At 32.3% G+C, this 25,548-nt stretch carries 30 protein-coding genes and 1 tRNA gene; 16 read left to right on the top strand and 15 right to left on the bottom strand.

The genetic code is table 4. The features are described from left to right. Positions 1–36: 36 nt before the first annotated feature. Genes MR07_RS00460 through MR07_RS00470 form a run of 3 tightly spaced genes read right to left on the bottom strand, consistent with a single transcriptional unit; the run spans position 37 to position 2,173 of the window. On the bottom strand, positions 37–1,077 hold the full coding sequence (locus tag MR07_RS00460) for an ECF transporter S component (RefSeq protein WP_024070896.1): 1,041 nt from the start codon (positions 1,075–1,077) through the stop codon (positions 37–39). A gap of 6 nt (positions 1,078–1,083) precedes the next feature. Then, complete coding sequence (locus MR07_RS00465; protein WP_043901135.1) at positions 1,084–1,422, bottom strand: thioredoxin family protein; 339 nt, start codon at positions 1,420–1,422, stop codon at positions 1,084–1,086. Positions 1,423–1,426: 4 nt separating this feature from the next. Next, a complete protein-coding gene (locus MR07_RS00470) occupies positions 1,427–2,173 on the bottom strand; it encodes a hypothetical protein (RefSeq protein ID WP_024070898.1) in 747 nt (248 codons plus the stop codon). An 11-nt stretch (positions 2,174–2,184) separates the two neighbouring features. Between MR07_RS00470 and MR07_RS00475 the strand changes: the two genes are divergently transcribed. Then, positions 2,185–2,261: transfer RNA gene (locus MR07_RS00475), tRNA-Arg, on the top strand. 11 nt (positions 2,262–2,272) lie between these two features. Here MR07_RS00475 and MR07_RS00480 read toward each other — a convergent pair. Further along, on the bottom strand, positions 2,273–2,773 hold the full coding sequence (locus MR07_RS00480) for an inorganic diphosphatase (protein WP_235062725.1): 501 nt from the start codon (positions 2,771–2,773) through the stop codon (positions 2,273–2,275). 339 nt (positions 2,774–3,112) lie between these two features. On the opposite strand from MR07_RS00480, the gene MR07_RS00490 reads away from it, so the two are divergent. The 5 genes from MR07_RS00490 to MR07_RS00510 all read left to right on the top strand — a co-directional run bounded on the left by MR07_RS00490 (position 3,113) and on the right by MR07_RS00510 (position 6,171). Further along, on the top strand, positions 3,113–4,045 hold the full coding sequence (locus MR07_RS00490) for a DUF6856 family protein (protein WP_024070901.1): 933 nt from the start codon (positions 3,113–3,115) through the stop codon (positions 4,043–4,045). A gap of 64 nt (positions 4,046–4,109) precedes the next feature. Then, the gene (locus MR07_RS00495; RefSeq protein WP_024070902.1) at positions 4,110–4,499 is read left to right on the top strand and encodes a hypothetical protein; all 390 of its coding nucleotides are present in this window, start codon (positions 4,110–4,112) and stop codon (positions 4,497–4,499) included. Beyond that, a complete protein-coding gene (locus MR07_RS00500; protein ID WP_043901137.1) occupies positions 4,499–4,765 on the top strand; it encodes a hypothetical protein in 267 nt (88 codons plus the stop codon). Before MR07_RS00495 ends, MR07_RS00500 begins: the two co-directional genes overlap by 1 nt. Positions 4,766–5,000: 235 nt before the next feature. Next, entirely contained in the window at positions 5,001–5,618 is a 618-nt protein-coding gene (locus MR07_RS00505; RefSeq protein WP_024070904.1) for a restriction endonuclease PLD domain-containing protein, read from the top strand. Positions 5,619–5,622: 4 nt separating this feature from the next. Beyond that, entirely contained in the window at positions 5,623–6,171 is a 549-nt protein-coding gene (locus MR07_RS00510) for a phospholipase D-like domain-containing protein (protein ID WP_024070905.1), read from the top strand. 128 nt (positions 6,172–6,299) lie between these two features. On the opposite strand, the gene MR07_RS00515 is transcribed toward MR07_RS00510, so the two are convergent. The 4 genes from MR07_RS00515 to MR07_RS00530 form a co-directional block, all read right to left on the bottom strand. Beyond that, entirely contained in the window at positions 6,300–7,793 is a 1,494-nt protein-coding gene (locus tag MR07_RS00515; RefSeq protein WP_024070906.1) for a type 2 periplasmic-binding domain-containing protein, read from the bottom strand. A 128-nt stretch (positions 7,794–7,921) separates the two neighbouring features. Next, on the bottom strand, positions 7,922–9,052 hold the full coding sequence (locus MR07_RS00520) for a hypothetical protein (protein WP_024070907.1): 1,131 nt from the start codon (positions 9,050–9,052) through the stop codon (positions 7,922–7,924). Positions 9,053–9,333: 281 nt separating this feature from the next. Continuing rightward, complete coding sequence (locus MR07_RS00525; protein WP_024070908.1) at positions 9,334–10,422, bottom strand: hypothetical protein; 1,089 nt, start codon at positions 10,420–10,422, stop codon at positions 9,334–9,336. A 135-nt stretch (positions 10,423–10,557) separates the two neighbouring features. Beyond that, positions 10,558–11,901, bottom strand: coding sequence for a hypothetical protein (locus MR07_RS00530; protein ID WP_024070909.1), 1,344 nt, complete (start codon positions 11,899–11,901; stop codon positions 10,558–10,560). 13 nt (positions 11,902–11,914) lie between these two features. Between MR07_RS00530 and MR07_RS00535 the strand changes: the two genes are divergently transcribed. The 4 genes from MR07_RS00535 (at position 11,915) to MR07_RS00550 (ending at position 14,577) form a co-directional block, all read left to right on the top strand. Further along, on the top strand, positions 11,915–12,313 hold the full coding sequence (locus tag MR07_RS00535) for a hypothetical protein (RefSeq protein ID WP_024070910.1): 399 nt from the start codon (positions 11,915–11,917) through the stop codon (positions 12,311–12,313). A 231-nt stretch (positions 12,314–12,544) separates the two neighbouring features. Then, the gene (locus MR07_RS00540) at positions 12,545–13,102 is read left to right on the top strand and encodes a hypothetical protein (protein WP_024070911.1); all 558 of its coding nucleotides are present in this window, start codon (positions 12,545–12,547) and stop codon (positions 13,100–13,102) included. Between the two features lie 301 nt (positions 13,103–13,403). After that, positions 13,404–14,021: a restriction endonuclease PLD domain-containing protein gene (locus tag MR07_RS00545; RefSeq protein WP_024070912.1), complete on the top strand. Its 618-nt coding sequence runs from the start codon at positions 13,404–13,406 to the stop codon at positions 14,019–14,021. 4 nt (positions 14,022–14,025) lie between these two features. After that, positions 14,026–14,577, top strand: coding sequence for a phospholipase D-like domain-containing protein (locus MR07_RS00550; protein ID WP_024070913.1), 552 nt, complete (start codon positions 14,026–14,028; stop codon positions 14,575–14,577). A 128-nt stretch (positions 14,578–14,705) separates the two neighbouring features. Here the strand turns inward: MR07_RS00550 and MR07_RS04080 are convergent, their stop codons facing one another. The 4 genes from MR07_RS04080 to MR07_RS00570 form a co-directional block, all read right to left on the bottom strand. After that, the gene (locus tag MR07_RS04080; protein WP_327084504.1) at positions 14,706–15,824 is read right to left on the bottom strand and encodes a type 2 periplasmic-binding domain-containing protein; all 1,119 of its coding nucleotides are present in this window, start codon (positions 15,822–15,824) and stop codon (positions 14,706–14,708) included. Continuing rightward, a complete protein-coding gene (locus MR07_RS04535; RefSeq protein ID WP_043901139.1) occupies positions 15,809–16,198 on the bottom strand; it encodes a hypothetical protein in 390 nt (129 codons plus the stop codon). Before MR07_RS04535 ends, MR07_RS04080 begins: the two co-directional genes overlap by 16 nt. A gap of 132 nt (positions 16,199–16,330) precedes the next feature. Next, complete coding sequence (locus tag MR07_RS00565) at positions 16,331–16,732, bottom strand: hypothetical protein (protein WP_144079538.1); 402 nt, start codon at positions 16,730–16,732, stop codon at positions 16,331–16,333. After that, positions 16,696–17,568: a hypothetical protein gene (locus MR07_RS00570; RefSeq protein ID WP_024070915.1), complete on the bottom strand. Its 873-nt coding sequence runs from the start codon at positions 17,566–17,568 to the stop codon at positions 16,696–16,698. Before MR07_RS00570 ends, MR07_RS00565 begins: the two co-directional genes overlap by 37 nt. Positions 17,569–17,597: 29 nt before the next feature. Between MR07_RS00570 and MR07_RS00575 the strand changes: the two genes are divergently transcribed. Both MR07_RS00575 and MR07_RS00580 read left to right on the top strand, forming a co-directional pair. Then, a complete protein-coding gene (locus tag MR07_RS00575) occupies positions 17,598–18,215 on the top strand; it encodes a restriction endonuclease PLD domain-containing protein (protein ID WP_024070916.1) in 618 nt (205 codons plus the stop codon). 4 nt (positions 18,216–18,219) lie between these two features. After that, on the top strand, positions 18,220–18,768 hold the full coding sequence (locus MR07_RS00580; RefSeq protein WP_024070917.1) for a phospholipase D-like domain-containing protein: 549 nt from the start codon (positions 18,220–18,222) through the stop codon (positions 18,766–18,768). Positions 18,769–18,953: 185 nt separating this feature from the next. Here MR07_RS00580 and MR07_RS00585 read toward each other — a convergent pair whose 3' ends face one another. Next, a complete protein-coding gene (locus MR07_RS00585; RefSeq protein WP_158432897.1) occupies positions 18,954–20,030 on the bottom strand; it encodes a hypothetical protein in 1,077 nt (358 codons plus the stop codon). Positions 20,031–20,201: 171 nt separating this feature from the next. Between MR07_RS00585 and MR07_RS00590 the strand changes: the two genes are divergently transcribed. Further along, positions 20,202–20,804 carry a restriction endonuclease PLD domain-containing protein gene (locus MR07_RS00590; RefSeq protein ID WP_024070919.1) on the top strand — a complete coding sequence of 201 codons (603 nt, stop codon included), beginning with the start codon at positions 20,202–20,204 and terminating at the stop codon, positions 20,802–20,804. 21 nt (positions 20,805–20,825) lie between these two features. Next, the gene (locus MR07_RS00595) at positions 20,826–21,380 is read left to right on the top strand and encodes a phospholipase D-like domain-containing protein (RefSeq protein WP_024070920.1); all 555 of its coding nucleotides are present in this window, start codon (positions 20,826–20,828) and stop codon (positions 21,378–21,380) included. 208 nt (positions 21,381–21,588) lie between these two features. On the opposite strand, the gene MR07_RS00600 is transcribed toward MR07_RS00595, so the two are convergent. Beyond that, the gene (locus tag MR07_RS00600; RefSeq protein ID WP_024070921.1) at positions 21,589–22,716 is read right to left on the bottom strand and encodes a hypothetical protein; all 1,128 of its coding nucleotides are present in this window, start codon (positions 22,714–22,716) and stop codon (positions 21,589–21,591) included. Between the two features lie 231 nt (positions 22,717–22,947). Between MR07_RS00600 and MR07_RS00605 the strand changes: the two genes are divergently transcribed. Together MR07_RS00605 and MR07_RS00610 are read left to right on the top strand one after the other, a co-directional pair. Next, a complete protein-coding gene (locus MR07_RS00605) occupies positions 22,948–23,364 on the top strand; it encodes a restriction endonuclease PLD domain-containing protein (RefSeq protein ID WP_024070922.1) in 417 nt (138 codons plus the stop codon). Positions 23,365–23,573: 209 nt separating this feature from the next. Further along, positions 23,574–23,903, top strand: a complete 330-nt coding sequence (locus MR07_RS00610; protein ID WP_024070923.1) for a hypothetical protein — start codon at positions 23,574–23,576, stop codon at positions 23,901–23,903. Positions 23,904–24,057: 154 nt separating this feature from the next. Here MR07_RS00610 and MR07_RS00615 read toward each other — a convergent pair whose 3' ends face one another. Then, a complete protein-coding gene (locus MR07_RS00615) occupies positions 24,058–25,482 on the bottom strand; it encodes a type 2 periplasmic-binding domain-containing protein (RefSeq protein ID WP_024070924.1) in 1,425 nt (474 codons plus the stop codon). Positions 25,483–25,548: the final 66 nt, after the last annotated feature.

Below are 25,548 nucleotides of genomic sequence, written 5' to 3' on the forward strand. Positions count from 1 at the left end.
TTATACTATCTATTTAGTTAATTACTCCACCTCAGATTAATAGATTAAATTTGGGTGTAAATTTGAACATAATCTCATAACTTTTTTCTTTTTAGGTAAGGGTAATTTCTCTTTAATAGTCGTAAAGTGTAATTTCCTATTCAACTTGAATATTTTTCAAATAATTAGGGAAGAGAAAAATACTGAAGGAATTAAGAAGAAGTTTCTCATAATAAAGAATTGTTCGAATGGTAGAGTAGATATTTTTATGTCAAACAACGGAAGAGTTATTATGTCTACCAATATATAAGACAAGAAATTCAATATTGTTAGTCTGAGAATAGTATTCCACTTTTCTGCTTTTTTAGATATTTCAGGGAACAATTTGTTAGAAGAGAAACACAAACATAAGCCTAATGAAAATAGGAGAACAGTTGCTATTGCAATTAAGAAAGAAGGGAAGAACCAACTTGGGAATTTAAATGTTTGTGAGAAGATATTTAGTGATATTTCTCCTCCATTACTTTCGCCATTAGCAATTAATGCCGCATTATGGAAGAAGTAGTAAGCTATTGCGGTAATTGCCATTAAAGCAGTAACAAAGAAAGCATTTTGTCATTTCTTTCATTTTTTTTTAGATTGACTGCCTCCAAACATGTAAATAAAACCTCCTAAAAAGCCATTAAATACAGCGGCTAATAAATAACCATAATTAAATACTGAAGAGGTCAGAACTACAGTTAGTAGGTCTGTTAATAATCCAATCAAAATTCCTATTACAGGTCCGTATAAACTACCACCTATTTTTATTAGGATAGTTTCAATTAATAACCTACTCCCCGGATAGATTTGAAAGATTATTCCTAGTAGGTTATGTGTTAAAAATGTGATAGTAAAAATTATTGCAGTATTTGTTGCAATAATCATTGCAATACTTGAAATAGTATTGATATTTAAGCTCGGAAACATTAAAAAGTTTTGTTGTAACCAAAACCTAAAGAATATCTTTTTGAGGAATAGTAAGATAATGAATACTAATAAGGCAATACCCGCATAAAACAGAATATCCCCACTATTAATATGGCCTATATCGGCCATATTTAGCTAAAAAAAGTAGTTATCTAATAATAAAGATAATTGATCTAAATCCATGAATCCTACATGCTTTTCTTCTGACTTTAGATTATTTTTAGAGATAAAAATCAAAGTAGGAATCGAAGATATTTCATATTTTCTTGACAATTCCGGAAAATTAGAAACATTTATTTTGATGAAACGAATAGATTCACTATATTTTTCATTCAGAGAAAGAATATCCAATATAGGAATTAGTTGTCGGCAAGGAGGACATCAATCTGCATAAAAATCTAGAAGAAGATTACTCGAACTTTGAAGTAGTTCTTGTAATTCTTCCTTACTAGTTAAACTTCTAACTTTTGACATAGAACTAAGAAATATCCATTTTTAAAGAAGATAAATCAATCAATTGTTCCTTCTTTAATTTTTCAGGAACTTGTTGTAATTCATAATCTAAGGTTACTGGTAACTCAATAATTAAGTTAGGAGGGAGGATTTTCTTAAAACTAACATATCTTTCATTGTCAAAAAACGAAGACTTATTGAGAAAAGAAAGATCAAACTTGATTATCACTTCCTTTAAAAAATCGTAATTCTTATTTAAGTTTTTGAGAATCAATAATTGTTTATTCTTCTCTCTCAAGTAAGAATAGTCTAACAAGATCTTTCTTGCTTGATATTTATCTAATTTATTGAAATCAGAAAAAAAAGTTAAACCTTTGAATTTATCTTCATAACCAAACAATTCTCTACTTAAATTAGCAGATTTAACTTTATTTACATACTTCTTTAAGTTAGACTTAGTGTAAGACTCTAACTCTAATAAATAGTTGTTTGTTAGTATGTGTCTAACTTCCGGAGAAACAAAAAAACATTTATCTAAAGTAGCTAGGTTTTCTTTGGAGTCATAGAGGAATTGATAATAAATAGTTAAATCTTTAGGATCTGCTATAAAGCCTGTGTAATTACATTTGTATGTGTGATATTCAGTAAATTCTCTTAAAGCAGACTTAAGAGAAAGATTAAATTCATTATTGATTTTCTCGAATAAATCATCTAAACTCTCCTGAACAAAGGAGATGAGATCGGGCAAAAGTGTTTGGGTCGTTGATCCCATTAATTAGTTTTGCACCTATAGCTTAATTGGATAAAGCACTTGACTTCGGATCAAGAGAGTATGGGTTCAAGTCCTATTGGGTGTGCCAAATTAAATTAACTAGTTTCAGGAACAACTAGAGTTGTAATTAAGCTTTGCATGCTCAATTAATTCAAGTGTTTTAGGTAAATTAATTAGTTTACCCAATTTAACTTCTTTATTTTCTAATTTCTTGTATTCCTCGAAGAAGTTTTTAATTTCTGAAAGTCAGAAGTTAGGTAAGTCAGAAATGGAATTTATGTGAGAAAGTCTTGGATCTTTATCCATAATTGCAATTATTTTTAAGTCCTCTTCGCCAGAGTCTATCATCTCTAAAGCTCCAATAACTCTACCATCTGCATAAGTTCCAGGTGTTAGGGAAAATTGAGATACAAGAAGAACATCTAAAGGGTCTCCATCTTCTGATAGAGTATTGGGTATAAACCCGTAGTTATGTGGATATGCTACAGATCCAAATAAAACTCTATCTAGCTTTAACTTATTATCAGTTAATTCGTACTTTATGTTTGAATTCTTTGAAATTTCAATGAAACACTCAACTACACTACTTAAGCTACTCAATTGGATTAACCTACTTAATACTCCAACTTGATTTTAAGTTGAAAAAAAGGCTTCAAATAGTGAACTTAAAATTATCTCTTTTTGGATAGACATTTTTTTCTTGTTCGCTTGCAGAAGCAAGCGCAACTAAATTCTTTTTGCATATCCAAGAAGATTGAAAAGCAAGGGCATGAAATTACTGGTTTTTCTTGTTTAGAGAAATTATACCTAGAACTGGATGCTAGAAAGAAATTAATAATTTGTCATTGAACTCTCTGCCAAAAGAAGAATTAAAATAGAATTTTACTACAGAGTTAAATAACAATAGATTAAATCTTGGGTTTTTCCGATTAACTAAATATGGGCTGATTAACAGCCCTTATTTATGGAAAAATTAAAGCTATTGTTTTTGCTGGAGTTAGCGCTTTAGGGGGAGGATCAATAGCTGTTCCTGTACTAGTCACAGGAGATCAATTTGAAAAACCTTTATTTAGAGAATTTAATCCAAAACCTGCGGATTATAACTATACATCTCTTGAATTAGTGCAGGCTGGTGATGGGGGCGGAGGAGGGCAACATACTAACGACCAATCTAGATTCACAAATTTCCCAACAGTTACTATTTCAAATTCACAATTAATTAAAGGAACTAAATCCTACAACGATGGAAACTATGTAATTTATTTCGGTTCAGAAGCATGCCCTAACTGTAACAACTTTTTATATAGCGATAGAGAATCCCCTAAAACTTGGATAGGAACAAATCAAAAAGATTTGTATAGTAATGGTATTTTCTTTGAAACTTATTCTTTAGCTAGACATAAACATAAAGAAGAAGAAGAAGAAGAAGACATATTAATAAATAAAGTAAAGTTCATTTTCTTTAGCGATGAAGTTCCTTCAATGGATAATAGAAACAATGATGACCTATATACTATCCCTTGGAATACATGACCAAATACTTTAACTAGTCAGGGAAGAATAGAGGGAGACTATGTTAGAAATGATGAATCAGCAGTGAACTTTAGAAAATTACACTCTTTATTCTTGTATTACTTTGGACAAAAAGTTAAAGGTATTCCAACAATAGTTATCTACAGAAATGGAGTTCCATTTGTCTATGATTCAGACAAATTGGAACACATAGAAGAAGAAAAGAAAAAGACAGGTGAACAAATAACTGCACTACAAGATGCCACACATGAAACATCAAGAAGAGCGGCAATACTTAGATATGACTTATTTAAGCATTTGAAATATATTTACGGCGGTGAATTATTGTGATGACTGTAATTTTTATGCTTTTTTGGCGAGGAGAAGTAATTAAGTTAATAAGGAGACAAAATTCACTTTTAGAATGCAAAAATTATCTACTTTAGAAAAAAGAGAAGTAGTAGCTGGGTTTAGCAGAAGTTCTACTAGATCATCGACATACAAAAAAGGCACAGCCACAACAAAAGGAAAATTTAAGTGAAACACCCATAATGCTTCTCTATTAGTTCTTTCCAGTATTCCAGGACTAATAACTTTAGGAGAGGGAATTTGAAGTTTGTTTTCCAAAAAACAAGAAAATCCTTATTCCGATTCTCGGAGATGATATAAGAGGAAGTCTTATGGATTTGACAGCTATGCAGACAACAAAAGAGATTTCTTTGCTTATGCTTCCGAGGCGATAAGACCTGTAATAAGATTTGCACCTTATCCATCTAAGACTGGAGTAACTTTTGCAATGCCTTGATTTTTGTAATGAAGAAATTAAATAACTCTGAAAAAAGAGAAATTAAGGCTGGAATTTCTGCCATGAGTATTGCTACAGGACTTATAGCATTCACTAGCATTGGAGAATTAGTATTGAATTTGTTACACAAATATTGGCCAAGCTCTCAGAAAGATACTCCTACTATTGCTCCTGTATTACCTTATTCCCCAGATTCCCCTGCCGCACATGAAGCATGGTTGAAACTGCAGGAATTAGAACAAAAAAGATTGAATTCTTTTTTAGAAAATAATTAATTTTTAGGAGGTTTAATGGTCTTTTCGAAAAAAAGAATTATTCAAACAAGATTTTTCTTTGTTTTTGAGCCATTAAGTAAAAGTAAACTCCATGGTTATTGTCTTAGTTTTATGGATAGTTTTTAAAAATTATGCATTTTTGTTAAGGAAGAGTAATTAATAAATTAGATAGGACTTTTAATTTTTAAATTTATTTCCCACAAAGATTTTCAAGTCAAATAGAAATGTAACTTAGATGGAAGACCAATTTCTTTGCACTGAAATTTGTCCCTTCTTAGAGGAATGGGAACAAGAACTACTCAACGATCGTTTTAGAAAAGAACTTAACAAATCAGATCAATTGGAAATTGCTGTAGGCTTTGGTTCTTACAAATCCTTAAAAGAACTAGACATATTAATCTCGAGAAAGAAAATTAAAAAAGTTTGTTTAATTCTGGGAATGTACTACTTTAATGGCATTTCTGAATCATTGCATAAATTTGTTTTAGAAATCAATGAGAAGTGAAGAAAGAAAGGGATAGGAGAAATAAGATTGGTACATTCGTGAAAATATTATGGAAAACTTTATTGCTTTTTTCAAAAAAATCAAATTTTTTCAGCCATTTATGGTTCTCCTAATTTAAGTTTTTTAACTGAGAAGTGATTTAATGATCCGGATCAGCATGAAATGGCTCTTCTTACAAATGATCCAAAAACACTTAACAAGTTTCCAAGATATTTAGAGTATTTAAAGTCTAAAGGCATCTCTGAGAATATAGAAACTCTTGAAAAATACAAATTAAATTCAGCGGAAAATCCCTATTTAAAAGACGAGCAGAAAAAATCTAAAATAATCTACGAAAAATTTTCTTAGAACGATGCTATACCTGAAAGAACTAGAAGAATCCGAAGCTCTGAGAATTATCACTTTGCCCTTAATTGTTCCTTCAGAGAAGGAAGTATTAGGTTCAAAAGAATTAGATCTATCAAAATCATCTCTTAATGCTTGTTACAGCAAACCTTTAGTTAATGAAAAAACTGGAAAAAAGCAAAGTTGATTTGATGTAAAGTTAACCATTGAAGGTCAAGATAACTTACCTTCTAGAAAAGAATGATTCTTTTTAGTTACAGATAATGGATATTTGTTCAAGGCTTGTTTTGCGGGCAAGAAAATTAGATGATTAAGTTATTTTGAAAATACAGGGCTTATAGGTAGGTGGATAAAAGGAAGATTGGCTGAGTGTGAATTGGTGAGTGGTTTTGATTATGTTTGCGAAGATCAAAGAAAATCAGGAATAATTACTAAAGAAACTTTGGAATGATATGGAGGAGATCAAGTATTTTTAAAGAAAACAAATATTACTGAAAAAGATAAGCAAGGGATCGAAAGAGATGTATGATTAATATCTTTTCCTTTTAAGGTTTAAATTTCTTTTGTTACTTATTATTTCAAGATAGTTTTATAGTTAATTAGTTAAATAAAAAATTATCTTCTTAACTTTATTAGCTTTAAAAAAGGCTTAAAGGCGAAAAATTCAGAGCAACTTCGTTGTAATTAAAAATTATTCTTTCATCTTTCAAAAGCTAAAGCAAGGTTTAAATTCTGAGAATCATTTAAACCTCTCTCGAAGACAACAAAACAATTCTTCTCATTAGCCTCTTTTTTCTGTTTCAATCCCTCTAAGCATTTTTCCATGTCCGGTTCGCCATAAAGAAATTCTTTTTCCTTTTTGTAAAAATCACCATCCCCTTCAGGCGCTGGAGAAGGAGGATTTGTCTTTTCTCCCTTAATTCATTTGTTGAATTCTTGAAGAACTGGGGTGTAACCAATTTCTGTAAAGTTACCGAGTAATCATTCTGGCCTTTTCTCCTCTTTAGTGTCTTTATTGTCCGTTTCTTCTCCGGATAATTCTTGCTTTCTATTTAATTTTTCAAATTTGTCGAAATTCTCAAAAGATAATTTTTCTAAAAATTGGTAAATCCCTTCTTCCTTTTCAGGACTTGATTTTGAAGAAATAACAATACTATCTAGAAATCAAAGGGCAGGAGATAAAGGAACAACGTTAATTGTTTCCTCTTCTGATTCTTCTTCACTTTCCTCCTTTTCCTCTTCTAACATTTGGTGAGCATAAAGAGCATCACCGTTGTAAAAGAAGATACCTTGCAGATTTCCTGAACTAAGAGCTTCTGATAACACGACCGAGTCAGGACTAAAAAATAAGGGTCTTTCTCCGAGAACTTCTTTGTTAATTCCTGACTCGTTGATTTGTATATATTGTTTGTAGAAATCATCTTCAGATGTTGTTTCCTCCTTCTTAAATAATTGCTCTATTTCAGAGGAATTATTGGATCCCGCGGTTTTGTTACTTAATTTAGATAGAGAAAATAAAGTTAACTCATCCTCTACCATTCCTAATTTAGGCTCTCCTTCTTTAGACTTAAAACGATCATCTTTGGAGATCTTTTGCATTAATTCATATCAACTCATGGGAGTTTTTTGAGAAGGTTCGGAAAGAGTTGAATTTGGCCTTACAGTTGTAGTCTCAGTTGAAGAACTGCCTTCTAAGGGTTTTCCTCTATATGCGAAAGCAAAATAGCTTATGAAATAAGGAATCCCATAATTTGCTAATTCAGGGGCATTTTCAAAAAACTTACTAACCACTGGAGAATATATTTGTCCCAGTTTTTTACTAATTCCCTCATTGGAAGTTCCTCCATTTCCTAGCTTACTTTGAATAGACTTAAACTTTTTTCAATCAATCTTTTTGGCTAAGTTTTTAGAAATAGCCTCCTCTAGAGTAGAAGAGCTTAAGATGGCCAAATCAAAAGCTCCGGAAGCAAAACCATTGAAAACTTCTTTATCGTTTTCAAAGTAGATAGTTTTTAATGAGTAATCATTAAAGGCTTGATCGGCTATATCAGCATTGATGTAGGATTGGTAGGTGGCCAATACTATTTCATCATCGATCTCAGTATTTAGAGACATTAAAGATATTGGTATCGCCATCACCCCTGTAGAAGGGATTAAGAAGAATTTGGCCAACCCCATATTCTTGATTTAAAGTTTTTTTGTTAATTCAAAGAATTAACAGAAACTAAATTAAAAAAATTATTTTTTTGTTTTCCCTTTCCTCTAAATATGTAATTCAGAGTTAATGATTGAAAAAGATTTTTTATCTATGCATATTTGTAAGGTAACTCAGTAGAGTCAGTTCATTTAATTCAGCGATTTCCACTTCTTCTAAACTGGTCGCTAGATGTAATGTCATTATTTCTTCTTCAATTAATTCTTCCGCCTCCTTTCAGAAAGTTTCAGTTTTGATCTTTTCCCTTTAAAAATTCCTCCTTCATATTTTTCTCCAATTCATCTCTAGTTTTGTTTATACATGCTTTCCGCATGTTCATAACCGCTTCTCAAGTTTCATAAGCTTTGCTTTTTTCTGCTTGTCAACCAGTGCCACGTCATTCATTTAATTTAACTCCCCCGCCAGCACTCTTTATTCCATTCTCTTCTTCACTTCAAGCTTTGTTGCACTCTTCTGACAGACCTAAATTAATTGCAACCCCCATCAAAATTCCAACCACGGGTTTCTCAAATTTTCCTGCAGGTTGCAAGTTTCATATTTTTTTCTCATTACCTTCTTCATGCCCAAAAAGAATTACTTTATTTGCTTCTCATTTGTTGTCTTGGCCATTTAAATTAACCTGATAATCGCCATCTTCACTCACAATCAATTGACCTTCTTTGCCGAAAACATTCCTCAGATATCCACAGTCGATACCATCTTTAAAAGTTGTACTTTCGTTAAAGTTTCACTTATGCCCTTTTCTTTCACCCACCCGCTCCCCTTGTTTAACCTCAGCAAAACCAATAAACAAGTAAACATTTTGATCTCCAATTTTTTCATGTGCAATACAAACTCCTTTACCTAATTCTCAAGTTTTTTCTGAATTTTCAGGTTTATAATAAGCAACCCGCTCTAAGCCTACTTTCCTAGTGTATATGTTTTTTCCGAGCACGCCGTTCTTCTTGTCGTTCCTATCTCGCTTATTCTTGAAACTAATACTTTTCATATCTTTACTAAATTTTTCGCCTTCGATATTTGTAATCTTTAGACCTATACCGCTAACTAAAGATTTGACGTTTTTAAAATTCTCCCCTAATCAGTTAAAGTCTTTGGGAACATAAAAATACTGATCTTCGAAGATATTACCTTTCTCTCCAGTTGTTCATATAGCTCCTCCATCTGGCTTAAATGCTTCGGGATTTCTCGGATATAGCCCATCTACTTTTCACTTTCAGTTCACAACTGGCTTAATAGAAATTGTTCCACCCTCATCAACTGAATCACCAATAGCAGGACATTTAGGGGGGGAATGGGCGACTCCTTTTATGCTAAGTTAATTAAGGAATTGTAAATACTAGTTAACCTAAGATATTTGTCTATTACTTACTCACATTTTGAAAAGGTAAATATTAAGAAGTTTTTTCTTTGTTTTCCCCTTCCTCTAAAAAGTAAATGCAGAGTTAATTAAGCGAAAAAAAGTTTTCTAACTAATTGAAGTGAATATTTTTTGTGTTGTTTTTCTTAATTCTTTGCAACAATATATTTTGCAGTACTTCTGCTTGCCTGTGGTTTCAATTTCCCAAAAGAGAACTTCTTTTCCTGAACCGCAATTCGAAGCTTCTCTTTATCTAACAAAGTAAGCCCTATAACGGCATATTCTTTATCTTTTTTATTCCTTGCTCCATGTATAAAGGTTCAATCTTTGTGCATGGTTTTTAAGTCATAATTTCTTTTACAGTCTCCATACTCATCATATGTTCCATTTTTCATTTTGCGACATTGCCCGACTACACCAAGTAAAATTCCAAAATATCCCTTATATTGGCCTGGGCCATTTCAATAAAGAGTTGGCCCATTTTCAGAACCAAGAGTTATCACAGAATTTTCATTCAACTTCCCTTCAAAGCTATTACCATAATGTAAAGGTAGAGTCAAATTGAACCCGTGCCCTCCAATTATTTTCCCCAATCCTTCGCAAACACCATAACCAGCTGAAACTATCTTGTTATCTTTGTTTCACTTCATCTGATCTCCAATCAAAGACTTATTATTATCGTTCTTAAACCCAGTTCCAATGACAAAAATAAAACCCAAAGAACTTAGATTGTCTATTTTATTATTGTTGGTTATAAGTTTTGCCATACAAACCGTTCCTCCCAAATAACTGAGTTGATCATCAGTCGCTTTCTGATTTACTAAAGGAACCAAATCAACATCTAAATGTCTTGTGATAACTTGCACTTCTTGTCTAGTCTTCTCACTATTTTCTGGACAACTTCTTAGATCTTTCCATTTAGCTCCATTCTTATTTTTTACGAGTATACATGGCCCAGTGATCTCTTTGACTCTTATTCCAAGACCACTAATTAAAGTTTTGAATTTTTCCCCGCCAGAAATGGTATGCCCGCCTTCAGCCTTTTCATTTAGTCAACTGTAATCTTTAAATCCAAAGATACTTTCATCTTTATAAACTTTTCCAGACTTTGTTAATCTTCATGCTTCACCTGCCGAGTCATTTGTAAATCCAAAAGCAATTGGATTTCTTTCTCGTAAAAAGTTTCCATCCGCGTTTTGATAAATTTTCCCATCCTTCGCCCTAAATCCATCCATTTGTCCATCATCAACTGAATCACCAATAGCAGTAAGGAATGGGGGGGGCTAAAAAGCCCAATATTTCTTTAAAAAAGTTTTGGTCGCGCTTTTGAAATTCTGCTACTTTTTAAGAAAGAATAAATCTAATTTTTATTAGTAATTGATTCCTAAAACATTTTCTTCCTCAGTTCCAACTTCTCTTAATCTATTTTTTTGTCTAACAAATAAACCTACTAGGTGATAATAGTATCTGTCTTTTAGTAGATTTATATTTGCCCATAAAGATGTTAGAGTTGGCACAAAGAATATACAAATACCAAATACTAGGAATAAAAAGAGCGCAAAAGAGTTAATTAATTCTTGATTTTCCAAAGATCAAGCAATAGTCATAATTCCTAGCAAGGCTAGGAAGTAAAAATTATTTTCTTTTTTAAGTTCAGATTTAATTCCTCAAGATTGATATTGAAAAGCATTCTTTTTATTCTTTTGTTCTTCCGGAACCATCTTAGATTCTTGCTTTGCGCACAAGACAGATTTATTTCAAAATCCAAGCAGAACAAAGAAGGCAGAAAGAATTAATTCAGGAAATAATTCTGGAACCTTAATAAAGAATCCAGAAAATAGAATTAGGAAACTAACTCCAAAAAACATTAAGGAAGAAAGTATTAGAGAAATACTATTAGCCAAACCAAATCTAAATAAGTTGTAAATAGCCAAAGGGGCTAAAGAGAAAAATATTAAGCTAACAGACTTCTCAAGAGAGGGCATAATTGAAAAGGCATTAGTTAACTGGATGGATCAGTTTTTTATGGAACCTCCTCCTCCGCTCGTGCCATTTTCGCCCAACTTTTCAATCAATGTTTTTAGATCTAAATTCCCAGGAAATAAGTAATACATTAAATTGGGCGATCCATTAGATAGTTTTTCCTTGGCTACTTCTGGGACATCTTTTAGTTCTTTATAGTTACCTTTCAAACTGCTTAAAACAGTGTTGATTTGTGATTGCAGACTTTTATTCATAGACAATAACTTGTTGCTCTTGAAAAAATTTGGGTAATTCAATTCGTAATTAGAAAGCCAGAGAATAAATCCAATAAATCCTAGAAGAAAAATTACAGGAGCAAAGTCTAGAGGGGCTAGACTTGCCCTTCTCTTTCTAACTTCTTCTTTGATTTGATCTTTTTTGCCTGTGGCTCTCATCTCTTTGACTATGCCCGAGTAAGAGTGAGTTGCTCTCAAACCATCTGCTTTTGTACTTTTCAAAGAAATTAATCAAGACTCTTTATCTTCTCCCAAATAACTTAACTTAGGGAGATAGAAATTAGAGAAAATAAATCAAATGGCAAATATAAAAAGAGTTCCTAATGCTAATACAATTCCCATTTCCTTTAGTGATGCAGGCAATAAAAATATCAATAAAGAAGAGGGAATCAAAAGCATTAATGCTAGTTCATAAAGATAGACATTATGTTTTTTATTAGCCAAATAAATTGCCATTCTTGTTGTATAGTTGTTAGTTTTTAGATATTTCTTAATTCAGCTGAATAAATTCAGTGAATTAGATATAGAGAGGAATAGAAGGGCAAAGATGCCAAAAATAGTTGATTTGTTAAATGTCAAACCAGCTAATAAGAAAATACTATATATAGAACAACAACCCAGTGCCAGAAAGGCACAAGAAGATAAACCTAATAATCTATATTTGTGAAAAACTACTCCAAATAGGAGCAGAAAAAAGAATATAAAGGATAGTCAGCTATCCATCTTAAGTGTTTTCCAATTTATTACATTGGAAAGTTATTTATTAATTAAAAAAGAACTCTCTTATAAGAATTTTGGCTTTTTGTGTTTGAAAATTAAATATTTAAAGAAAAGAAATTTTTTTTCGATTCCCCTTTCCCTTCAATAGGAGACTAAGAGTTCCTTTTTCAGGGTAGTTGAAGCGGAATATGGTTTAAACAAATTGAAAAATAGCGGATCTAGAAGTTTGCGAATGAAGAGGTTAGTAAGTAAACATAATAAATGAACTTTCTGTGAAATTCTAGACTTAACATAAGTAATAACTATCCTTTGAGACTAGATAAATGTCAAATTGTTTGAGTAGATAACAAAAATGAGTTTGTCGTTTTAGATTAGTTGTATGGCTTTCTTTTCCTTAAAAGTTTTGACTTTTGTTGGAAGTGTTTCTTCTGCACCAATTGTTTGGTCTGTAGTTTCTAACACCACTCTAGACAGACAGTTTAAAGAAGTGGAAAAGGAATCTTCAGAAGAGTCTAAAGCTTCTCGTAGCTCCTCATCAAGCCCAATTCAGGAGGAACCAAGTATAGATAATTGCAGGGAATTAACAAAATCTTCAGAGGGAAGAATTATTTTATGCTACGATAAACAGAATGATAAAAAGGTTAAGTTTACCTTTATGGAATCTTTAGGTACAATTTCCGGAGAAACTATAGATAATGTTGCTTACGATGTAGGGCAATTTAGTTTTGCTTCTCCCAATAGACTCAATGTAGAAGTAATTGGCATTGAGAATGGAGGCAGAGAGAATAGAAGTAAGTGATTTGATTTACCAGATCACTTATTTAGTGATAAAAGCTATTTTTCTTTAAAGAAGACCAGCTTCACTAAAGAACAATGTGTTGTTGAGTGAGTGATTGATCAAACTGAACAAAAGAAAGATTGAAAAGTTATTTGTTAATTTAGATATTTTTTAGTGTTTAAGTATTTCTAGAGGATATTTTTTCAATAATTTTTATTTAGTTGAGTATTGATTAATACTTTTAAGGGCTATAAGGCGCTTAAGAAATCCTTCAAAATCTTTGGCTAAAGTCCATTTGCTGTATTCTTTAATTTCATAAGTTAAAAAAAGAAATTAAATCGTTTTTTAAAAAAATTATGCATTTTTGTTAAGGAAGAGTAATTAATAAATTAGATAGGACTTTTAATTTTTGAATTTATTTCCCACAAAGATTGTCAAGTCAAATAGAAATGTAACTTAGATGGAAGGCCAATTTCTTTGCACTGAAATTTGTCCCTTCTTAGAGGAATGGGAACAAGAACTACTCAACGATCGTTTTAGAAAAGAACTTAACAAATCAGATCAATTGGAAATTGCTGTAGGCTTTGGTTCTTACAAATCCTTAAAAGAACTAGACATATTAATCTCGAGAAAGAAAATTAAAAAAGTTTGTTTAATTCTGGGAATGTACTACTTTAATGGCATTTCTGAATCATTGCATAAATTTGTTTTAGAAATCAATGAGAAGTGAAGAAAGGCGGGCATAGGAGAAATAAGATTAGTATATTCCTGCAAATACCATGGAAAGATTTATTGTTTTTTCAAGAATAATCAAATTTTTTCAGCAATATTTGGATCTCCGAATCTAAGTTTTTTAACTGAGAAATGAGATAATGACTCAGATCAAAAAGAAATGGCTATGCTTATCAATAATCCAAAAACACTTAACAAGTTTCCAAGATATTTAAAAAACTTAAAGTCAAAAAGCATCTCTGAAAACATAGAAATTCTCGAAAAATACAAATTAGATTCCAAGAAAAGTTCACACTTAAAAGACAAGCAAACACAATCTAAAATAATCTACGAAATTTTTTCTTAGGTCAATGTTCAACCTTAAAGAATTAGAAGAATCCGAAGCACTTCGAACGATTACTTTTCCATTAATTGCCCCCTCAAAGAAAGAAGTTGTAAATCTAAAAGAACTAGATCTATCCAAATCTCCTTTCAATGCTTGTTACAGCAAACCTTTAGTTAATGAAAAAACTGGAAAAAAACAGAGTTGATGTGATGTACAACTAACCGTCGAAGGAGAAGATAATTTGCCCTCTAGAAAAGAATGATTTTTTTTAGTTACAGATGATGGATATTGGCTAAAGGCATGTTTCGCAGGTAAGAAAATTAAATGATTAAGTTCTTTTGAAGATTCAAAACTGTTAGGAAAATGAATTACATGAAGGTTAGCTTATGAGTGTGAATTAGTAGATGGTTTTGATTATGTTTACGAAGATCAAAGAAGATCAGGAATAATTACTAAAGAGGTTTTGGAATGATATGGAGGAGATCAAGTATTTTTAAAGAAAACAAATATTACTAAAAAAGATAATCAAGGAATTGAAAGAGATGTATGATTAATTTCTTTTCCTTTCAAGGTTTAAATTTCTTTTGTTACTTATTATTTCAAGATAGTTTTATAGTTAATTAGTTAAATAAAAAATTATCTTATTAACTCTATTAGTTTTAAAAAAAGCTTAAAAACAACAAATTCAGAGCAACTTTCTTGTAACTAAAAATTATTCTTTCATCTCTCAAAAGCCAAAGCAAGATTTAAATTCTGAGAATCATTTAAACCTCCTTCAAAAACTATAGAACACTGTTGGCCATTATTTGGCGGTTGTTGTGCCAAACACTTCTCTATATCCGGATTACCGTATAAGAATTCTTTTTCTTTTTTGTAAAAATCACCTTCTCCTTCTGGAGGTTCTGGGGGACTTTTAGGAGGTTTTTCCCCTTTAATTCATTTATTGAAATCTTGAAGAACAGGGGTGTAACCAATTTCCATAAAGTTACCAAGTAATCATTGGGGTCTTTCTTTGTCTCCCTCTTCTTTATCTTCACTATCTCCACCTAATTCTTCTTGTCTATCCAATTCTGATAATTTATCAAAGTTTTTAAAAGACAACTTTTCTAAAAACTCATAGATTCTGGCTTCTTTTGAAGGACTGGATTTTGAAGAAATAACAATACTATCTAAGAATCAAAGGGCTGGCGATAAAGGAACAATATGAATTTCTTGACTAGTAGTTTCTTCTGTATTTTTTGATTTTTCCTCTTTTAACAATTGATGCGCATATAGAGCATCTCCATTGTAAAAGAAAATACCTTCTAGGTCTCCTGAACTAAGCTCCTCAGATAATACAACCGAATCAGGACTAAAAAATAAAGGTCTTTCTCCCAATCCTGTCTTATTAATACCTGCTTCATTTATCTTCATATATTGGTTGTAAAAGTCATCTTCAGATTGTTTGATTTCTTTTTCAAATAATTTCTCTATTTGAGAAGAATCATTTTTACTACTTAATTTAGATAACGAAAATAAAGTTAACTCATCCTCTACCATTCCTAATTTAGGCTTATCATCAGACTTAAATCTACTATCTTTAGATATTTTTTCTATAAGCTCATTCCAACTCATTGGCTTTTGAGTTGTTGATGTGGAACTTGAATCAGAGCTAGTTGTTGAAGCTGTTGTTAAACTTCCATTTTCTCCCCATTCTTTTTTACCTCTATAGGCAAATGCAAAATAACTTATGAAATAAGGAACTCCATATTCCGCTAATTGAGGAGAATTTTTAAAAAATTTGGAAACAACAGGGGAATAAAGTTTTCCTAATTTATCACTAATATTTCCTTGTTGTCCTGCGCCCCCCCGCCATTAGTGTGCCCATTCTCCAGCTTATCTTTAATAGAAGTAAATTTGCTTCATTCAATCTTTTTTGCTAAATTTTTGGAAATAGCCTCCTCTAGAGTAGAAGAGCTTAAGATGGCCAAATCAAAAGCTCCTGAGGCAAAACCATTGAAAACTTCTTTGTCGTTTTCAAAGTAGATAGTTTTTAATGAATAGTCATTAAAAGCCTCATCGGCTATATCAGAACTTATATAAGATTGATAAGTTGCTAATACTATCTCATCATCGATCTCGGTATTTAGAGACATTAAAGATATTGGTATCGCCAGTACTCCTGAAGATGGGATTAAGAAGAATTTTGCTAGCCCCATATTCTTGATTTAAAGTTTTTTTGTTAATTCAAAGAATTAACAGCAACTAAATTAAAAGAAATTATTTTTTTGTGTTCCCCTTCCTCTAAATAGGTAATTCAGAGTTAATTATTTATAAAGGTTTTTTATCTCTTATCTTTCTAAGCTCCATTCATACCTCATTGCCATCTTACTTTCTCATTTAGTGAGTGCCTTAACTTCATTCTTAGCTCTAATCATTTTCATATTGAGATTTCCATCTTTTTCTAAATAGTGGGACTTGAAGTCCTCTCTAAGATCTTCGCGAACCATTTTGTGAACCCTCTCAACCTCGTCTCTTACTCTTTCTTCTTCAAATCCGCACTTACCACTTCTAACTTCTACAAATTTATGATCCCATCATTCTTTTTCTAAGCATGCAAATGTTCCCCTTACTCCGCCGTGCATACCTCAATACTTTTTATCCATTGTCCAATTAACTACTGCCCCCAAAACAATTCCAACAGTTTTATTCCCATCTAAATCTGCAATCCCATTGCTCGTATCCCCCCCCAAAAAACCATAATTCAACTATCAGGTGAAACACCTTTATCCCCTGATATCCCATGTTTCTCAACCTTTAGTTTCAATTGTTTTCACCCAGTCTTTTTCAAGAGATCACAACTTCTTAAATTCTTCAACCAACTTTCATCTTTTCATTCTCAGTCTTTGCCATTTCCTCTATTTTCATTGACATTAACTTCAACTAATCCAACCATTAAATATACGGCATAACCGTTTCTCCCTGTTTTATTGTTATTGCCGTCGATCCTTAACATGCAAATATTTTCTCCAAGTTCATACTGTTTCCCTTCTCTTTCGAGGTAAGCAACTCTCTGAACTTCTATTTCTTTCTCAATTAGACATTTCTTCTTTCCGTGGCTTTCAACTCACTTATTACAAGAAAGCGCATCCCTTCATTTGCTAGGTTTATTGTCAAAACTAATGGCTTTACCCGAATTTTTAACCACCTTCATACCAATTCCACTTACTAAGCTTTTGACCTGGCCTGCATCCGGTATTCCCTTTAGTCATTCAAAGTTCTCCGGAACATAAAAAAATCCATCTTTATAAATACCTCCTGTTTTATCCCCTGTTCATATACTTCCAATTTTTTCTTTGCTAATTCCCATAAAATCTTCATTTCTAACTCCCAACATCTTAAAACTTTTTTGTTGGACATTTACTTTTACCTCATGACCTATTGAACTATCTTCATCAACTGAATCACCAATAGCAGTAAGGAGTGTCGGGGGGGGTAACACGGGACCCTTTATTTTGTAAAAATTTATGCATTTTTGTTGAGGAAGAGTAATTAATAAATTAGATAGGTCTTTTATTACTTGGAACAATTATCCAGCTAAATGGCAATGTAATTTAAATGGAAAATAAGCTTTTTCTCACTAATGTCTGTTCCTTTTTGGAGGGATGAGAACAAGAATTACTCAATTATCGCTTTAGGGAAGAACTTAACAAGTCTGATCAAATAGAGATTGCAGTGGGATTTTGTTCCCACAAATCATTAAGGGAATTAGATGCATTGATTTTTCAAAAGAGAATTAAAAGAGTTTGTTTGATTCTAGGCATGTATTACTTGAATGGAATTCCTGAATCTTTGCATAAATTGGCTTTAGAAATTAATGAGAGGTGAATGAGAGCTGGAATAGGAGAGATAAGATTGGTACATTCTTGTAAATACCATGGAAAACTTTACTGTTTTTTCAAGAATAATCAAATTTTTTCAGCAATATTTGGATCTCCGAATTTAAGCTTTTTAACTGAGACATGATTTAATAATCAAGATCAGCATGAAATGGCTTTTATCACAAACAATCCAATAAAAATTGAGAAGTTTCCAAGATATTTAAAATATCTAAAGTCTAAAAACATCTCTGAAAACATAGAAATTCTCGAAAGATACAAATCACATTGGGAAGAAGAATCTTATTTCCAAGATGAGAAAAAACAATCTAAAATAGTCTACAAAAAATTCTTGTAGAACTATGTTATACCTCAAAGAATTAGAGGATGCCGAAGCACTTCGAACCATTACCTTACCATTAATTGTTCCATCAGAGAAAGAAGTTTTAAATTCAAAAGAATTAGATCTATCAAAATCACCACTAAATGCCTGTTATAGTAAGCCCTTAGTTAATAAAAAAACTGGAAAAAAGCAAAGTTGATTTGATGTACAACTAACTGTTGAAGGAGAAGATAATTTACCTTCTAGAAAAGAATGGTTTTATTTAGTTACAGATAGTGGATATTTATTTAAGGCTTGTTTTTCCGGAAGAAAGATAAAGTGGTTGAGTTCTTTTGAAAATTCAAGACTGATAGGCAAGTGAATAAAGGGAAGGCTAGCTGGGTGTGAATTAGTAGATGGTTTTAATTATGTCTGCGAAGATCAAAAAAAATCAGGAATAATTACTAAAGAGGTTTTGGAATGATATGGGGGAGATCGAGTGATTTTAAAGAAAACAAATATAACTGAAAAAGATAAGCAAGGGTTTGAAAGGGATGTATGGTTAATATCTTTTCCTTTGCAGGCTTAAATTTTTTTATTAATTAGTAGTTTCATAAGTTATCTTTTTGACGTTGTTGGCTTTGTAAAAGGTTTAAAGGAGAAAATATATTTTCTATTTATTAATGTTTCTGGAAACAACTATTAATAATATCTCAAAAATTTTGTTAGTTTTCCCCTCCCTATAAATAGGTAATTCAGAGTTACTCCTCCTGCTTAGCTATATTTGTATGATAATTTTATATCCTGTCTCCATCTACTCAGAGTCGCAAATCTCCCTCCAGCTTTCAAGTGACTTCTTAACTGGTTAACAACCCAATCTCGATCAATGTTTTTTTCAGATCCATTCCAATCCCCAGGGACTTTCAGGTTATTGCGGCCGCCTCGGACATGCTGGATTGCCTTTACGATTTTATCTCTGGCTCCTTCTATACACTTGTCAATTGCCTTGCTTGTATCTTCACTAGAGTCTCCACTAAAAGCCGTCTTGCACTCTTTATCTCGGATCAGATTTATCGCGATTCCCATTAAAACCCCCATCGTACTTTTAACGTTTCTAGACACTCCGAAGTCTAAGACACCGTTCACTTCGACTAGCGCCCCTTTTCCATTGTTAACCTCACCATCAACTCCAATAACAATCACTTCATTTCCCTCTGGCCCATCATGCTTTCCCGCTTTACCAACTTTTTTTCTAATCAGTTGATATTTTGTTTCGTCCCTCCTACCCTTAAACACCTCGCAACCATATGTTCCATCAAAAAACTTATCTTTCTTAAATTCCCATTCATAACCCTTCGCGTCTTTCTCACCAAGCCTTTCAACCTCAACAGCCCCAACAAATAAATAAACTTCCCGTTTTCCAATTTTATGTTCAATCGCACACGTCCCGCGACCCAATTCTCAAATACCCCCGCCACTCGGCTTATAGTAAGCAACTCGTTCCATGTTCAATTTTCTCGTTAATACATCACTTCCTTGCTTACTATCCCTTCGCACTTCTCCGCTCCGCTTACTCCCGAAAGTTACACCATTCATATCTTTTGTAAATCTTTCCCCTTCGATATTTGTAATCTTCAGCCCAATCCCACTAACTAGTGATTTAACGTCTTTATACTTCTCTCCTAATCAACCGAAGTTTTCAGGAACATAAAAAAACTTGTCTTCGATAATATCTCCCTTCTTACCAGTTGCTCAGATAGATCCTTGACCTACTCTTAATGCCTCTGGATTCCTTGCGTCTAAACCCTTCATTGCTTTTCACCAGTCTTTCCCAGTCTGTGTAATTTTCACCGTACCACCTTCATCAACTGAATCACAAATAGCGATTCGGGGGGGGAGGCGAAGGCGAGGAACTTGTCTTTTTCAAAAATTATGCATTTTTGTCAAGGAAGAGTAATTAACTAATTAGATAGGACTTTTAATTTTTGAAAAAATTATCCAGCTAAATGGCAATGTAAATCAATGGGAGAAAAAGTTCTTGTTACTAATATTTGTCCTGCATTAGAGGAAACAGATCAAGAACTAATTAATGATCGTTTCAGGGAAGAACTTAAGAAATCAGATAGATTAGAGATCTCTGTGGGCTTTGGCTCCAACAAATCTTTAAAAGAGTTGGAAGAATTGATTTTTCAAATGAATATTAAAAAAGTATGTGTGATTCTAGGAATGTATTACTTTGATGGAATTCCTAAAGCATTGCATAAATTGGCTTTAGAAATTAATGAAAAGTGATTGAAGGCTGGAATCGGGGAAATAAGATTGGTACATGCTTGAAAATACCATGTAAAACTTTATTGTTTTTTCAAAAATAATCAAATTTTCTCAGCAATATTCGGGTCTCCTAATTTAAGTTTTTTAACTGAGAGGCCAGTTAATGATAAGGCTCAGAAAGAAATGGCTGTACTTATAAATGATCCAAAAAAACTCAAAAATTTTTCAAAATATTTAGCATACTTAAAGTCAAAAAAAATCTCTGAAAATATAGAAATTCTCGAAAAATATAAATTGAAGACAAAATTAAAAAGAAGAAAAAATCTAAAAAGACACGAAAAATTTCTAAAATAATTTACAAAAAATTTTCTGGAGATGACGTTATATCTTGAAGAACTAGAAGAAGCCGAAGCTCTTAGAATGATTACTTTACCTTTGATTGTTCCTTCAGAAAAGGAAGTTTTAAATTCCAAAGAACTAGATCTATCTAAATCACCTCTTAATGCTTGTTATAGTAAGCCTTTAGTTAATGAAAAAACAGGAAAAAAACAAAGTTGATTTGATGTAAAATTAACCGTTAAAGGCGAAGATAATTTGCCTTCGAGGAAAGAATGGTTTTATTTAGCAACAGATAGTGGATATTTGTTCAGGGCGTGTTTTGCAGGTAAGAAGGTTAAATGGTTAAGTTGCTTTGAAGATTCAGAGATTATAGGTACATGAATAAAAGGTAAGTTAGCTGATGAATGGGAATTAGTGAGTAGTTTTGATTATGTGGAAGAAGATCGGGACAAAGAAGGGATAATTACTAAAGAGATGTTAGAGGAGTATGGGGGAGATCAAATATTTTTAAAGAAAACAAACATAACTGAAAAGGACAATAAAGGTATTGAAAGGGATGTATGATTAATTTCTTTTCCTTTCAAACTTTAAATAACTTCTTCGTTTAGTTAATTAGTTAGTTATTTTCTTAACTTTATTGGTTTTACATAAGATTTAAAAACAACAATATATTTTTTATTTATTCAAGTTTTATTTGGGAATAGCAAATGCAACAAAATCTCCAAAAATAAAGATACTTTGTCTTCCCCTTCCTCTAAATAGGTAATTCAGAGTTAATTAGTTGAAAAAGATTTTTGACTTATTCATATCGGTAAGGTAATTCAGTAGAACTTGTTCACGGAACTCACTTACTCTCACCCATTAACCTCAGTTTCTTAGCATCAGTAATCTTTCTAGTTGCGTCAAAAATTAATTGAGGTTTCTTATATTCTTCACCTTTTTTTCATCCACTACTACTTTTTAAAGACGTTCCTATTTCATTTTTATCTTTCTTATTTAGTTTTAATTTCGATCCGTCAATACATTCCTTGCGTGCCCTCATAATTTCATCTCACACTTTGCCCCAAACTTCCCTTTTAGCTTGCTCTTCGTTCGCTCGCCATTCACCTAGTTTATTTCTCTTTTCATATTCTTTTCCTCATGTAGTTCCGCATATTTTACCCTCCTCGTGTTTCTCGTTTTTTGACTGCGCTACATTAATCGCAAGACCCATCAAAGCACCAACTAGGGGTCGGTTTGCTCCAGAACTCCTAAGACTTCCTATGTTGTTGCCCTTCTGACCCGCAGGACCAAGACCAATCATTGTTTTACCTTCTATTAAAGGTGTCCTTGACTTAGTATTGAATTCAACTAAGCTATACGATCCTCAATCTCCCAATAACCCACACATTTGTTCCTTAATAAAAACCCCTCTTCCATCATCAGGTATAGAGTAGTGTGTTCCGCTTCCTTTTTCTCCCTTACCCTCCGGTGCAACCTCAATAAACCCAACAAATAAGAAAACATCCTGTTTATTCATCTTTCCTTTGATAGCACAAACTCTTTCACCAAACTCTCATGTTGGTACATTTTTATCAGGTTGATAATACACAACCCGCTCCAAATCTACTTTTCTAGTTAATACACCATTCCCAATTTTGGTGTTTTCTTTGACATCTCCACTTCTCTTACTTTTATAGCTAACACTCTTCATATCCTTGGTAAACTTCTCACCTTCGATATTTGTGATTTTCAAACCTATTCCACTGACTAAAGACTTAACATTCTTAAATTGCTCCCCTAATCAACTAAAGTCTTTTGGAACATAAAAATACTGATCTTCGAAGATATTACCTTTCTCTCCAGTTGTTCATATAGCTCCTCCATCTGGCTTAAATGCTTCGGGATTTCTCGGATATAGCCCATCTACTTTTCACTTTCAGTTCACAACTGGCTTAATAGAAATTGTTCCACCCTCATCAACTGAATCACCAATAGCAGTAAGGAATGGGGGGGGTGCCCGAAGTATCTTTTGTTAAAAAATTATGCATTTTGTCGATGACAAGTAATTAATAAATTGAATAAATTAGAAAAATTTACTGGGATTACATGTAATTTTCAGCGCTTAACTTTGTTTTTTCTATGAGATTATTGCGTCTGAAATAAAAATGTAATTTAAATGGAGGACCAATTTCTTTTCACCAATATTTACCCCCTATTAGAAGAATTAGAACAGGAACTACTCAATGATCGATTTCGGGAAGAACTTAACAAGTCTGATCAAATAGAGATTGTTGTAGGTTTTTGCTCCCACAAATCTTTAAGAGAATTAGATGCATTGATTTTTCAGAAGAAAATTAAAAGAGTTTGTTTAATACTAGGAATGTATTACTTTAATGGAATTCCCGAATCATTGCATGATTTGGTTTTAGAGATTAATGAGAAGTGAAGAAAGGCAGGAATAGGAGAAATAAGATTAGTACATGCTTGAAAATACCATGTAAAACTCTATTGTTTTTTCAAAAATAATCAAATTTTCTCAGCAATCTACGGATCTCCGAATTTAAGTTTTTTATTTAACCGAGAAGTGATTTAGTAATACAGAACAGGAAGAAATGGCCATAATCACAAATAATCCCATAACACTTAATAAGTTTCCAAGATATTTAAAATATCTAAAGTCACAAAAAATCTCTGAAAACATAGAAATTCTCGAAAAATAAAAATCACATTTAGAAGAAATCCCCCATCTAAGCAATCAGCCATTACAACGTAAAATAATCTACAAACCTTTTGCTTAGGTAAATGTTCAACCTTAAAGAATTAAAAGCGTCGGAAGTTCTTCGAACTATTACTTTTCCTCTAATTGTTCCCTCAGAACAAGAGGTCTTAAATTTCAAAGAACTGGATCTATCCAAATCACCCCTGAATGCCTGCTATAGTAAACCTTTGGTGAATGAAAAAACTGGAAAAAAACAAAGTTGATTTGATGTACAACTAATCGTTGAAGGAGAGGATAATTTGCCTTCTAGAAAAGAATGGTTCTTTTTAGTTACAGATAATGGATATTGGGTGAAGGCCTGTTTTGCAGGCAAAAAAATTAAATGATTAATTTCTTTTCCTTTCAAGGTTTAAATTAAAAAACTTTAAATCTATATTTCTTGTTATTTATTGATTTCTGTAAGTAAAAAAGGCTTAAAGGCGAAAAATTCAGAGCAACTTCATTGTAATTAAAAATGATTCTTTCATCTTTCAAAAGCCAAAGCAAGATTTAAATTCTGAGAATCATTTAAACCTCTCTCAAAAATAACAAAACAATTTTTACCATTAGTTGTTTCTTGCGTTTTTGTTGCTCTAAACATTTTTCCATATCTGGTTCACCATAAAGAAATTCTTTTTCTTTTTTGTAAAAATAACCATTACCTCCTGAAGGTGCTGGTACCGGAGGACTGGCTCGTTCTCCTTTAATTCATTTATTGAAATCTTGGAGAACCGGGGTGTAACCAATTTCCTTAAAGTTATCCAATAATCATTCTGGCCTATTCTCTTCTTCTACCTGATCATCATTTTCTTCCCCTAACTCTTTTTCTCTATTTAAGCTTGATAATTGGTCAAAATGCTCAAAAGATAACTTTTCCAAAAATTTATAAATTCTGGCTTCCTTTGCAGGACTTGATTTTGAAGAAATAACAATACTATCTAGAAACCAAAGTGCAGGAGACAGTGGTACAACGTTAATCTCCCGCTCATCTTCTGAATCTTTTTCTTCCTTTTCTTCTTCTAGCAATTGGTGGGCATATAAAGCATCACCATTGTAGAAGAAAATACCCTCTAGATCTCCAGAACTTAAGGCAGTAGATAATACAACTGAGTCAGGACTAAAAAACAAAGGTCTTTCTCCCAAAATTTTTTTGTTAATTCCCGCTTCATTTATTTGCATATATTGCCTGTAAAAATCATCTTCAGATGTCTTTTCCTCCTTTTTAAATAATTCCTCTACTTTTTCCTTTTCTGTATTTTTACCACTTAACTTAGATAACGAAAATAAAGTTAACTCATCTTCTACCATCCCTAGTTTCGGCTCACCATCTTTTGAGTGAAAACGTTTATCTTTGGAGATTTTTTGCATCAAATCATGTCAAGTCATAGGAGTTTTTGGTGAAGTCTCGGAAGTGGTTGAGGATGTGTGCGAAACTGTAGTTACAGTCGAACCATTTTCTTCTAAAGGTTTTCCTCTATATGCGAAAGCAAAATAGCTTATGAAATAAGGAACTCCATATTCCGCCAATTCAGGGGCATTTTTAAAGAACTTATTAACAACTGGCGAATAAAGTTTTCCTAATTTCTCATTAATTTTTTCTTGTCCATTGCCCCCTCCATTTTCTCCTAATTGGCCTTTAATAGAACTAAATTTTCTTCAATCAATCTTTTTGGCTAAATTTTTGGAAATAGCCTCCTCCAATGTAGAAGAGCTTAAGATGGCCAAATCAAAAGCTCCGGAAGCAAAACCATTGAAAACTTCTTTATCGGTTTCAAAGTAGATTGTTTTTAATGAATAATCATTAAAAGCTTGATCGGCTATATCAGAATTGATGTAGGACTGATAAGTTGCCAATACTATCTCATCATCGATCTCGGTATTTAGCGACATTAAAGATATTGGTATCGCCAGTACCCCCGAAGAAGGGATTAAGAAGAATTTTGCTAGCCCCATATTCTCGATTTAAAGTTTTTTGTTAATTCTTTGAATTAACAGGATTACTAATACAAAAAGTTTTTC

The sequence above is a fragment of the Mycoplasma ovis str. Michigan genome (assembly GCF_000508245.1).
Taxonomy (GTDB): domain Bacteria; phylum Bacillota_I; class Bacilli_A; order Mycoplasmatales; family Mycoplasmoidaceae; genus Eperythrozoon_A; species Eperythrozoon_A ovis.